This window comes from Micromonospora peucetia (genome assembly GCF_900091625.1).
Classification (GTDB): domain Bacteria; phylum Actinomycetota; class Actinomycetes; order Mycobacteriales; family Micromonosporaceae; genus Micromonospora; species Micromonospora peucetia.
This window is the reverse complement of sequence record NZ_FMIC01000002.1, coordinates 344,292-355,892: the sequence shown is the minus strand read 5'-3', so window position 1 is coordinate 355,892 and position 11,601 is coordinate 344,292. Positions and strand designations below refer to the sequence as shown.

Annotated in this window: 10 protein-coding genes and 1 riboswitch; of the genes, 4 read left to right on the top strand and 6 right to left on the bottom strand. The window is 73.2% G+C overall.

All coding sequences use genetic code 11. The features are described from left to right. Positions 1-188: 188 nt before the first annotated feature. Genes thyX through GA0070608_RS02115 form a run of 3 tightly spaced genes read left to right on the top strand, consistent with a single transcriptional unit; the run spans position 189 to position 3,646 of the window. On the top strand, positions 189-932 hold the full coding sequence (thyX, locus tag GA0070608_RS02125) for an FAD-dependent thymidylate synthase (protein ID WP_091620666.1): 744 nt from the start codon (positions 189-191) through the stop codon (positions 930-932). A gap of 46 nt (positions 933-978) precedes the next feature. Beyond that, positions 979-1,905, top strand: a complete 927-nt coding sequence (dapA, locus tag GA0070608_RS02120; protein WP_091620663.1) for a 4-hydroxy-tetrahydrodipicolinate synthase — start codon at positions 979-981, stop codon at positions 1,903-1,905. Positions 1,906-1,957: 52 nt separating this feature from the next. Next, positions 1,958-3,646, top strand: coding sequence for a ribonuclease J (locus tag GA0070608_RS02115; RefSeq protein WP_091620661.1), 1,689 nt, complete (start codon positions 1,958-1,960; stop codon positions 3,644-3,646). 171 nt (positions 3,647-3,817) lie between these two features. Here GA0070608_RS02115 and GA0070608_RS32470 read toward each other — a convergent pair whose 3' ends face one another. From GA0070608_RS32470 to GA0070608_RS02095, 4 genes are all read right to left on the bottom strand, one after another. Beyond that, positions 3,818-4,894, bottom strand: a complete 1,077-nt coding sequence (locus GA0070608_RS32470; RefSeq protein ID WP_091620658.1) for a hypothetical protein — start codon at positions 4,892-4,894, stop codon at positions 3,818-3,820. Positions 4,895-5,075: 181 nt separating this feature from the next. After that, positions 5,076-5,909 (bottom strand): isocitrate lyase/PEP mutase family protein, encoded by an 834-nt coding sequence (locus tag GA0070608_RS02105; protein WP_176733613.1) that lies wholly within the window; start codon positions 5,907-5,909, stop codon positions 5,076-5,078. A gap of 77 nt (positions 5,910-5,986) precedes the next feature. After that, positions 5,987-7,645: a type III secretion system chaperone family protein gene (locus GA0070608_RS02100; protein ID WP_245715666.1), complete on the bottom strand. Its 1,659-nt coding sequence runs from the start codon at positions 7,643-7,645 to the stop codon at positions 5,987-5,989. Beyond that, entirely contained in the window at positions 7,642-8,121 is a 480-nt protein-coding gene (locus tag GA0070608_RS02095) for a type III secretion system chaperone family protein (RefSeq protein ID WP_091620652.1), read from the bottom strand. Before GA0070608_RS02095 ends, GA0070608_RS02100 begins: the two co-directional genes overlap by 4 nt. A gap of 114 nt (positions 8,122-8,235) precedes the next feature. Between GA0070608_RS02095 and GA0070608_RS02090 the strand changes: the two genes are divergently transcribed. Further along, positions 8,236-10,680 (top strand): FtsK/SpoIIIE family DNA translocase, encoded by a 2,445-nt coding sequence (locus tag GA0070608_RS02090; RefSeq protein WP_091620648.1) that lies wholly within the window; start codon positions 8,236-8,238, stop codon positions 10,678-10,680. A 133-nt stretch (positions 10,681-10,813) separates the two neighbouring features. Here the strand turns inward: GA0070608_RS02090 and GA0070608_RS02085 are convergent, their stop codons facing one another. Together GA0070608_RS02085 and GA0070608_RS02080 are read right to left on the bottom strand one after the other, a co-directional pair. After that, the gene (locus tag GA0070608_RS02085; protein ID WP_091620645.1) at positions 10,814-11,056 is read right to left on the bottom strand and encodes a hypothetical protein; all 243 of its coding nucleotides are present in this window, start codon (positions 11,054-11,056) and stop codon (positions 10,814-10,816) included. Between the two features lie 89 nt (positions 11,057-11,145). Next, positions 11,146-11,460 (bottom strand): DMT family transporter, encoded by a 315-nt coding sequence (locus GA0070608_RS02080; RefSeq protein ID WP_091620642.1) that lies wholly within the window; start codon positions 11,458-11,460, stop codon positions 11,146-11,148. A gap of 59 nt (positions 11,461-11,519) precedes the next feature. Then, positions 11,520-11,585, bottom strand: a riboswitch (guanidine-III (ykkC-III) riboswitch). Positions 11,586-11,601: the final 16 nt, after the last annotated feature.

Genomic DNA, 11,601 nt, shown 5'->3' with positions numbered 1-11,601 from the left:
CGAGCTCGCCGGGTGCGCCGTGTCGCGGACGGAGGCGCCGGTCGCCGGAACTCCGCCGAGATCTTGGACACGTGCCGTTCGGGTGGACCGGCGCCTGTCCATAATTCGCAGCTCAACGACCCGTTCGGCCGGTGAGCCCAACTTTTCCCCGCGACCGCCGGGCCACTACAGTCCCAGGAATGCCGGAGATGGTGCAGCCCCAGGTCAAGCTCGTCGCGTGGACCCACTTCGAGACACCCGAAGAGGTGCCGTGGTCGACCGACGCCGAAGGCGGCCAGGCGCTCGCTGAGTTCGCCGGCCGGGCCTGCTACCAGAGCTGGAAGAAGCCGAACCCGGCCACCGCCACCAACGCGGGCTACCTCGCGCACATCCTGGAGGTCGGCCACCTGAGTGTGCTGGAGCACGGGTCGGTCAGCTTCTACTTCAGCGGGGTGTCCCGCTCCTTCACCCACGAGCTGATCCGGCACCGGCACTTCTCGTACTCCCAGCTCTCCCAGCGGTACGTGCCGGAGCGCGACGCCGCCATGGTCGAGCCCTCGGTGATCGCCGACGACCCGGAGCTGCACAAGAAGTTCGTGGAGGCAGCCGAGGCGAGCGTGCGCGCGTACAACGAGCTGCTGGAGGGCCTGGAGCGGCGCTTCGCCGACGTGGAGAACGCCACGCTACGGCGCAAGCAGGCCCGGCAGGCGGCCCGCGCGGTGCTGCCCAACGCCACCGAGACCCGCATCGTGGTCACCGGCAACTACCGGGCCTGGCGGCACTTCATCGCCATGCGCGCCACCGAGCACGCCGACGTGGAGATCCGTGAGCTGGCGGTGGAGTGCCTGCGGCAGCTCCAGGGAGTCGCCCCGAACGTCTTCGCCGACTTCGTCATCTCGGCCCTGCCCGACGGCACCGAGGTCGCCGCCAGCCCGCACGCCGAGCTGTCCTGAGGCCTTCCCCGGTAAGCCGCCGGTGCTCGTCCGCTAGGTTGGTGGCATGACGCACGACCACCCTGACACGCCCACCCGGGCGGTGTCCCGCCCCTTCGGGCGAGTGCTCACGGCCATGGTGACCCCGTTCACCGCCGACGGCTCGCTCGACCTCGACGGCGCCGCGCGCCTCGCCAGCTACCTGGTCGACGAGCAGGGCAACGACGCGCTGGTGGTCAACGGCACCACCGGCGAGTCGCCGACCACCACCGACACGGAGAAGGAACAGCTGATCCGGGCCGTGGTGGAGGCCGTCGGCGACCGCGCCAAGGTGGTGGCCGGGGTCGGCACCAACGACACCCGGCACACCATCGAGTTGTCGGCCGCCGCCGAGAAGGCCGGCGCGCACGGCCTGCTCGTGGTCACCCCCTACTACAGCAAGCCGCCGCAGAGCGGCCTGCTGCGGCACTTCACCGCCGTCGCGGACGCCACCGGCCTGCCGGTGATGCTCTACGACATCCCGCACCGGGCGGGCGTGCCGATCGACACCGAGACGATGGTGCGCCTGGCCGAGCACGGCCGGATCGTCGCGGTGAAGGACGCCAAGGGCGACCTGACCGCCACCGGCTGGGTCACCAGCCGGACGAACCTCGCCTTCTACAGCGGCGAGGACTCGCTCACCCTGCCCTCGCTGGCCGTGGGAGGTGTCGGCGTGGTCGGCACCTCGACCCACTTCACCGGCGCGCTCACCAAGCAGATGATCGAGGCGTACGACGCGGGTGACACCGCCGCCGCGCTGAGCCTGCACCGGCGGCTGCTGCCGCTGTTCACCGGCATCTTCCGTGCCCAGGGCGTGATCCTGGTCAAGGCGGGCCTGGCCGCCGCCGGGAAGCCTGCCGGGCCGGTGCGTCCGCCGCTGGTGGACGCCACCGACGAAGAGATCGCCCAGCTCCGCGCCGACAGCGCGGCGGCGGGCCTGGAACTTCCCGAATGACCGAACGACACGAAGGACGCCGGTTGACGGCGTCGCAGAATGAGGTGGACGCGTGACCGAGGCGCACAACGAGACGGAACTGCCCCCGCCGCTGCCGGAGGGTGGGCTGCGGATCACCCCGCTCGGCGGGCTCGGCGCCATCGGTCGCAACATGACCGTCTTCGAGTACGACGGCAAGCTGCTGGTGGTCGACTGCGGGGTGCTCTTCCCCGACGTGGAGCAGCCCGGGGTGGACCTGATCCTGCCCGACTTCGGTCCGATCCTGGACCGGCTCGACGACGTCCAGGCGATCGTGCTCACCCACGGCCATGAGGACCACATCGGCGCGGTGCCGTACCTGCTCGCGCACAAACCCGACATTCCGCTGGTCGGCTCCCAGTTCACCCTCGCCCTGGTCGAGGCCAAGCTCGCCGAGCGGCGGATCCAGCCGTACACGCTGACGGTGCGGGAGGGCGGTCGGGAGCGGCTCGGCCCGTTCGAGTGCGAGTTCTTCGCGGTCAACCACTCGATTCCCGACGCGCTCGCCGTGGCCATCCGCACCCCGGCCGGCCTGGTGCTGCACACCGGCGACTTCAAGATGGACCAGCTCCCGCTGGACGGCCGGATCACCGATCTGGCCGGCTTCGCCCGGCTCGGCGCCGAGGGTGTGGACCTGCTGCTCTCGGACTCCACCAACGCGGAGATCCCCGGCTTCGTCACCCCCGAGCGGGAGATCGGGCCGGTGCTCGACTCGATCTTCGCCAAGGCCAAGGGCCGGATCATCGTCGCGTCGTTCGCCTCGCACGTGCACCGGGTGCAGCAGGTCTTCGACTCCGCCGCCGAGCACGGTCGCAAGGTCGCCCTGATCGGCCGCTCCATGGTCCGCAACATGGGCATCGCCCGTGACCTGGGGCTGCTCAACATCCCGTCCGGGCTGGTCGTCGGGATCGAAGAGGCGACGAACATGCCGCCCGAGCAGATCGTGCTGATGTCCACCGGCTCGCAGGGTGAGCCGATGAGCGCCCTGGGCCGGATGGCCAGCGGCGATCACCGGCACATCACCATCGCCCCCGGCGACACGGTGGTGCTCGCCTCGTCGCTGGTGCCGGGCAACGAGACCTCGGTCTACCGGGTGATCAACCGGCTGGCGCGGGCCGGCGCCGTGGTGGTGCACAAGGACGTGGCGAAGGTGCACGTCTCCGGTCACGCGCCCGCCGGCGAGCTGCTCTACCTGCTCAACGTGGTCCGTCCCAGCAACCTGATGCCGGTGCACGGCGAGTGGCGGCACCTGCGCGCCCACGCCCGCCTCGGCATCGAGTCCGGCGTCGCCCCCGACCGGGTGGTGCTCTGCGAGGACGGCGACGTCGTCGACCTCGTCGAGGGCCGGGCCAGCCTGGTCGGGCACGTGAAGAGCCGCTACGTCTACGTCGACGGTCTCGCCGTCGGCGACGTCAGCGAGTCGCTGCTCACCGAGCGTCGGATCCTCGGCGACGGCGGGTTCATCGCCACCACCGTGGTGGTCGACTCGGTGACCGGCAAGGTGGTGGCCGGCCCGACCCTGTCGGCGAAGGGCTTCTCCGAGGACCCGGAGGCGTTCAACCCGGTGATCCCGCTGGTCACCGAGGCCCTGAACCGGGCGGCCTCCGACGGCATCACCGACCCGCACCAGCTCCAGCAGATCGTCCGGCGCACCGTGGGGCGGTGGGTGAACGACAAGTACCGGCGTCGGCCCATGATCGTCCCGACGGTCGTCGAGGTCTGACCCGCGCCGCTACGACGCCCGCCCGCACCCCGTGTGCCGGCGGGCGTCGCCGTGCGGTGGGCTGCTCCGGCGGCTGATCCGCGCGACCGGGCCGGTCGCCGACATCCCCGTGCACGTCGGCGACCGACCCGGAGCCCTTCCGCCGGGTCCAGCCCCGGCCTGTGGGCTCAGCTACGGCCCTGTGGGCTCAGCTACGGCCGAGGCGGCGGCGCAGCAGTAGCAGGCCGGCCCGAGGGCCAGCAGCGCCGCACCGAACAGGGCGTACGTGGTGCCGGCCGGGCCGGTGCGGGGCAGTTCGGCTCCGTCTCCGGCGGGCGTCGTCGGGGAAGACGAGGCGCTCGGGGAAGACGTGGCACTCGGGGTCGGCGTGGCGCTCGGGGTCGCCGACGGCGGAGTGGTCGGGGCGCCGCCCCCACCGCCGCCCGGCACGTGCAGGGTGACCGAGGTGTCCTTGTTGGTGTACCGGTTGGTGGGTGCGAGGTACACCCGGATGATTTTGCCCCCGCCGATGACCGCGAGGCGGATATGCACGGTCTCCGTGGCACCGGCCTTCAGCACGTTGGACCGCAGGATCTCGCAGCCCACACCGGCCATCCGACCGCTGTCCGAGCACAACGGCCAGATCACCTGCACACCCTTCGGGGTGACGACGTTCAGCGAGTAGCCGCCGATGGCGAAGGTGCCGGTGTTCTGCACCCGGGCTGTCACCCCCATCGACCCGTCGTTGACCGGGCTGGCGGTGGCCCGCAGCCGTAGCGACGTGCGGTCCGGCCAGTTGATGCGGAAGTCGGTGGGGCTTTCCGTGTCACCGGCGGCGTCCCGGCCTGCGACGGATCCCCATTTCTGGACGCCGAAGACCGGCTTGGCCGCCGTCGACCTCAGCGTCAGCGGGTACTCCCGCCGGCCGCCGGCCGGCACCTCCGTGCCGCCGCAGATCCAGGTCCGGGGCGACCTGGCACCGCGGCAGTCGCCACCCGAGGTCACGTCCAGCCCGGGCGGCAGGCGCAGGACGAAGAAGCCCTTCGCCGCCGCCTTGCCGCGGTTGATGACGGAGACCTCCAGGGACCCCGACGGGCGCCACGGGTCACCGCTGAGGGAGACCAGACTCGCCCGGGCGATGAGGGTCGGCTTGACGGCTGCGGTCGGGGTGGGCGTCGGGATGTGCGCCGACGCGGGCGGGGCGAGGGCGGGCAGAGCCAACAGGGCGACGGCGGCGGCCAGGGCGCCGGCGCGGAACAGGTGCGTCATCGGGAACTCCCAGGATTCGGTGCGGTTGATGGAGAAACCACACCTGGACCGGGATTCCGGTTGCAGCGCTGTCGGATGCCCGTCAGGGCAGCGCGGCCTCGGCGCCCGCGACGGCGGTGTCCACGGCCGAGTCGAGCAGGACTGCGAGTTGGGCGGGGCCGACCCCGCCCAACTCGCCGGCTCAGGCCAGCAGCGCGTTCAGCTCGCCGTAGTCGATCGCGCCGGCCAGCGAGTCGTACGACCCGGAGCGCAGCGCCTCCGTGGCGGCGCGGCGGACCAGCCCGTACGCGGCCTCGGCGAGCGCCGAGCCGAGGCTGACCCGGGCCACCCCCAGCCCGGCCAGCGTGGCGACGGGTAGCCCGCCCGGCCCGGTGAGCACGTTGACCGGCCCGTCGATTCCGGCGACCAGCGCGCCGATGGTCTCGGCGTCGGCCACGCCCGGCACGAAGACCCCGTCCGCGCCCGCCGCCCGGTAAGCGGCAGCGCGGCGCAACGTCTCCGCCAGCCGCTCCGCCGGGTCGCCCACCGCCCGCAGGAACACGTCGGTGCGGGCGTTGACGAAGAGCCGCACCCCGGCCGCGTCGGCGGCCTCCCGGGCCGCCCGGATCCGGGCGCACTGCTCGTCGACCGGGCGCAGCGGGGAAGTCCCGGACGCCGGGGCGTCCTCGATGTTCACGCCGACCGCACCGGCGGCCAGCACGCCGGTGACGGTGCGGGCGACCCCGGCCGGGTCGGCGGCGTACCCACTCTCGATGTCGGCGGTGACCGGGATGGTGACGGCGGCGGCGACCCGAGCGACCACCGCCAGGGCGCGCTCCCGGTCCAGTTCGTCGCCGTCCGGGACGCCCAGGCTCCACGAGACGCCGGCGCTGGTGGTGGCGACCGCCGCCGCGCCGCAGTCGGCCACGATCCGGGCGCTGGCCACGTCCCAGGCGTTGGGCAGGACGAGCGGGGAGCCGGGCCGGTGCAGGGAGTGCAGGAGCTGTGCGGCGTGCTGTTGGTGTGTCGTCGTCATGGATCCCAGTTCACCAGGGCGGGAGGAGATCGTCCGGCGGGTTTCGGACCTCATCCGTGAGCCGCCGCCCGGCCCGGTCAGGGCAGGGCAGCCACCGCCTCGGCGTACGCGACACCGGTGTCCACGGCCGCGTCGAGCAGCACCGCGAGCTGGGCGGGAGCCACCCCGTGGGCCAGGTCGGTGGCGATGTGACCGGCCAGCATCAACTCGTTCTCCTGCTCGTGCACGTACGCCTTCGGCAGCAGCCGGTCGTGGTTCCAGGCGTTGCAGAAGGCGTACGCCTCGACGAGCCGGTCGGCCGGCAGCCGGCGACTCGCCACGGACCGGGCCTGGAAGATCTCGCCCCGCTCACCGCCGCGCCGGAACTGGATCAGCACCCCGCCCCATCGGCCCGTCACGGCACCGCGGGCGTCCACGTCGTACCGGTCGCCGCGTCGGTCCAGGACGGCGGTGATCATCGCCAGGCTCAGCGGGCGCGGCTCCCCGTCCGCCGGCGGGTCCTCGTCGGGCGGGCCGTCGTCGTTGCCGTCGTCGTCGGGGTCCTCGTCCGGTGGCAGCGGCACCGGTGCGGCGGTCGGCCGCTCGGCCAGCCAGGACGCGATCCGGCCGGACTGGTGGCCGGTGCCGTTGCGGGCGTCGAAGCTGCCGGCCAGCGCGGTGGCCACCCCGAGCAGGGTGGCGCCGAGCGTGGCCACGTCGAGCTCGGCGGCCGGCCGCACCCCGTACGCGGGTCGGTGCACCGTGCGCCCGCCGAGCCCCGCCTCGACGGCGAGGGCGCAGACCAGTGCGCCGGCGGCGGCGAACTCCATCGCGGACAGGTCGTCGTGCGACCGGTCCAGCCGGGGCAGCTGCTCGGCGAGGACATCGAGGCCCCGGGCCGGATGTCCGGCCAGCACGCACCACCGCAAGTGCGCGGCGAGGAGCGGGAAGGCGGCCCGTTCCCGCCGATGCCGCCGGTACGCCCGCACGTGCGCCTCGGCTGCCCGCTCCGGCTCCCCGGCCCGCAGCCAGGACAGCAGCCCGGCGGCCAGCGTCCGCTCCGGCTGTTCGGTGCAGTCGGCCGCGCCGTCGACGGTGTCCCGTACGGCGTCCAGCGCGGCCCGGTGGTCGCCCCATCCGGCGAGCAGTTCCGCCCGCCGGGCCGGCGCGCAGTCCGGGCAGCCGCCGACCGGCCCCGGGTCGGCCGTCGACCAGCGGTCGTACCAGCGCCTGGCGGTGGGCTCGTCGCCGAGGTGGTCGGCGATGCGGCAGTGCAGCTCGGCGACCGCCGCCGGGTCGCCGGCGGCGCGCGTGGCGAGGTCGTCCAGCATGGAACGAGCCTGGTCCAGCCCGACGCGTGGCGAGCCGAGCAGGGCCTCCACGGCGTACCACTGGTAGCGCCGCAGCAGCTCGGCCTGGCCCTCCGCCAGCAGGCCGGGGCGGCGGTCCGCGGCGGCGAGGCAGCGGCGTACCGGCTCGACCAGTCGCCACCGCTCCCCGTGCAGGAGGTACGCGTCGATCAGCGCGAACCGGGCCGCCACCGCCGTCCGGTCGTCGCCGGTGGCGTCGGCGTGCGCGGCGATCCGTTCCAGCTCGGTGCTCCGGGCCTCGCCGTCGGGGGTGTCCCGGGCGTCGGCGAGCGCTCCGGCCAGCGCGGGGTCGGGCTGCCGGCCCCCGCGCCGCAGCCCGCTCCACCAGCCGGGCAGCCCGAACGGGTCGAGCCCGCGACCGGTCACGTCCCCGCCCCGGCCCGTCACGCCACCACCCCGCCCGGCAGCCGGGCCACCTCGGTGGCGAGCTGGCAGCCGGTGGCGATGCCGCAGTCGAGCAGTTGGTCGAGCTGGTGCGGGGTGACGCCGCGTTCCAGGTCGGTGATGACCTCGCCGCAGACCCGGGCCCGCCCGTCGTCCTCGACGTGCACGAACGCCTTGGGCCACAGCCGGTCGTGGTTCCACGCGTTGCAGAAGGCGTGCAGCGCCGGCACGTACTCGATCGGGAAGGTCGGCGCGGTCAGGGTGCGGACCTGGAGCAGCTCTCCGGTGGCGCCCGGCCGCAGGAACCAGACCAGGCTGTCGTCCCAGCGGCCGACCAGGTCGCCGTCGGCGTCGGCCTCGACGCGGTAGCCCCGACCGCGCAGCACGGCGGCGATCAAATCACCGGTCAGCGGTTCCAGCGCCCCCGGGTGCCCGGCCACGGGGCCGTCCTGACCGTCCTCGGTTCCCGGCGACGGCATTGGGGGCATCCCTTCTGAGGCAGATATCACGTGACGCGGCGGGCCCGCGCTGCGACACGCGGACGAGACCCGGAAAGGCGGCGATCTGCCGGGTCACGCCATTAGGTTGATGCTATGGCGGGCCGTACCTCTCAGGCGAGCCGGCGGCGCGGCGCGTCGCCGCGTGGCACCACGAACAGTCGTGCCCGCCAGCCGGCGAAGAAGGCCGCCCGCGCGGCGCCCCGACGGCGGCCGGCGGCCCGGCCGGGTCCGGGGCAGGTCGTCGGGCAGGCGGCCCGCGCGCTGTGGATGGGGTTGGCGCACGGCGTCGGCTGGGCATTCCGACAGGCCGGCTCGGCCCGGGGGCTCGACCCGGAGCAGCGCCGCGACGGCGCGGGCCTGCTGGTCTTCGGTCTCGCCCTGCTCAGCGCGGTGGCCCTCTGGTTCTCCGGCGCCGGGCCGGTCGGCGCGCGGCTGGCCGACACCTTCCGGCTCTTCCTCGGGGCGATCTCGGTCGTGGTGCCGGTGCTGCTGATGATCGGCGCCTGGCGGCTGATGCGTGAGCCGGTCGATCCGGAGCACCGCGGCCGTGGCCTGGTCGGCTGGACCTCGATGCTGGTCGCCACCGCCGCGATGCTGCACATCGGACAGGACCCGGCCGACGCGGGCCAGCGCGACTTCGCCGGCGGCCTGGTCGGCGCCGGCGTCGGCAGCCTGACGGAGCGGGCGGTCACCGCCTGGGTGGCCATGCCGCTGCTGATCCTGCTGCTGGTCTTCGGTCTGCTGGTGGTCACCGCCACCCCGATCAACAAGGTCCCGGAGCGGCTCGGCCTGCTGTTCGGCACCCGGATCGCCCCGCCGGGGGCAGAGGAGACGGACGAGGCGCCCGCGAAGCCGGCGCCCCGCAGGCGTCCGGCGAAGCGGGCGGCCCCGCCGCCGCCCGATCCGGCGGAGTTCGACGACGACCTCGACGGGGTGGACCTGCAGGAGACTCTGGTCCTGCCCCGCAAGCCCCCCGGCCGGGTGCCGGCCAGCCGCAAGCCGGCCGAGCCGCCGGAGCACTCGGCTGCTCCGACCCGCGCAGAACAGCTCGCGCTGACCGGGTTGGCCGGCGACTACACGCTGCCGCCGGCGAACATGCTCGGCAGCGGTGCGGCCCCGAAGTCGCGGAGCAAGGCCAACGACGAGGTGATCGTCGCGCTCACCGGCGTCTTCGACCAGTTCGGCGTGGACGCCGCCGTCACCGGTTTCACCCGCGGGCCGACCGTCACCCGCTACGAGGTGGAGCTGGGCCCGGGCGTCAAGGTCGAGCGGATCACCCAGCTCTCCCGCAACATCGCGTACGCGGTGAAGTCGCCGGACGTGCGGATCCTCAGCCCGATCCCGGGCAAGAGCGCGGTCGGGGTGGAGATCCCGAACACCGATCCGGAGAACGTGTCGCTCGGCGACGTGCTGCGGTCGCGGGCCGCCACCAGCGACCACCACCCGATGGTGGTGGCGCTCGGCAAGGACATCGAGGGCGGCTACGTGGTGGCCAACCTCGCCAAGATGCCGCACATCCTGATCGCCGGCGCGACCGGCGCCGGCAAGTCGTCCTGCCTGAACTCCCTGCTGGTGTCCGTCCTCACCCGGGCCACCCCGGACGAGGTGCGGCTGCTGCTGATCGACCCGAAGCGGGTCGAGATGACCGGCTACGAGGGCATTCCGCACCTGGTCACCCCGATCGTGACCAACGCCAAGAAGGCGGCCGACTCGCTGGACTGGGTCGTCCGCGAGATGGACATGCGCTACGACGACCTCGCCGCCAACGGGGTCCGGCACATCGACGACTTCAACCGCAAGGTGCGCAACGGCGAGATCAAGGCGCCGCCGGGCAGCGAGCGGGAGATGCGCCCGTATCCATACCTGCTGGTGATCGTGGACGAGTTGGCGGACCTGATGATGGTCGCCCCGCGTGACGTGGAGGACTCCGTCGTCCGGATCACCCAGCTCGCCCGCGCGGCCGGCATCCACCTGGTGCTGGCCACCCAGCGCCCGTCGGTCGACGTGGTCACCGGCCTGATCAAGGCGAACGTGCCGTCCCGGTTGGCGTTCGCCACGTCCTCGCTGGCCGACTCGCGGGTCATCCTCGACCAACCGGGCGCGGAGAAGCTGCTCGGCCGCGGCGACGGCCTGTTCCTGCCGATGGGCGCCTCGAAGCCGATCCGGATCCAGGGCGCCTGGGTGACCGAGCGCGAGATCGCCGACGTGGTGAAGTTCTGCAAGGACCAGCGAGAGCCGGAGTTCCGGCCGGACGTGCTCGCCGCGCCGGAGAGCGCCAAGAAGAAGATCGACGAGGACGTCGGCGACGACCTCGACCTGCTGGTGCAGGCGGTCGAGCTGGTGGTCACCTCGCAGTTCGGCTCGACCTCGATGCTCCAGCGCAAGCTACGGGTCGGCTTCGCCAAGGCGGGGCGGCTGATGGACCTCATGGAGACCCGGGGAGTGGTCGGCCCGTCGGAGGGGTCGAAGGCCCGCGACGTGCTGGTCAAGCCGGACGAGTTGGAGGAGGTCCTGGCCGGCCTGCGCGGCGATGGGTGAGACCGGCCGGCCCTCGCGGGCGGAGGCTGGCCCGATCTGAGCCCGCCGGTACACGCGCGACAGAGCTGCCGGTACACACGCGACGGGCCCGCCGGCATGCCGGCGGGCCCGGTCTCCGCCCGGGGATCGGGGGTCAGTTGACGATCGCGTTGACGATCAGCAGGCTGAGGAAGATGGCGACCACGTTGGCGGCAGCCGCGTACCAGCCGAGCGGCTTGTCGCCCAGCACGGCGCCGACGATGCCCAGGACCAGCCCGATCACGCCGAAGATGAGCGGGTTGAGCAGGAGCGCGAGGACCGCGAAGACGAAGCCCACGATCGTGCAGATGCGGGCGGCGTTGGTGCGCGGGCGGGCGGTCGAGTGGATGTTGGCCATGTCTGCCTCCGTGGGTGAGAGCCTTACCGGTGCCAGGCACAGCTCTACCCACTGTGGTCGTCCGTCACGCCTCACCCGGAAGGCGACGGTCAGTGGAAGACCTTCAGGCCGACGACGCCGGCAACCACCAGCAGCAGGCAGGCGATCCGGGGCAGGCTGGCCGACTCGCCCAGCGCGAACATCCCGACCAGGGCGGTGCCGACCACCCCGATGCCGACCCAGACGGCATAGCCGGTGCCGACCGGGATCTCGCGCAGCGCGTACGCGAGGCCGGCCATGCTGAGCACCAGGGTCACCACGAAGACCAGCGACGGGACGAGCCGGGTGAACCCGGCGCTGCGTTCGAGGGCGATCGCCCACGCGGTCTCGAGAAGTCCGGAGATCACCAGCACGATCCAGGCCATGGAAGATCACCTCTGCGGTAGCGCCCGGACCACCGGGGCCGGGACGAGTCGGTATGTCACGCGGGGCGTCTTGGCCTGACCGGGTACGCCCAACACTCGTCCGGGGCGACCGCGGGCCGCCACCACCGACGTTAGCACCGG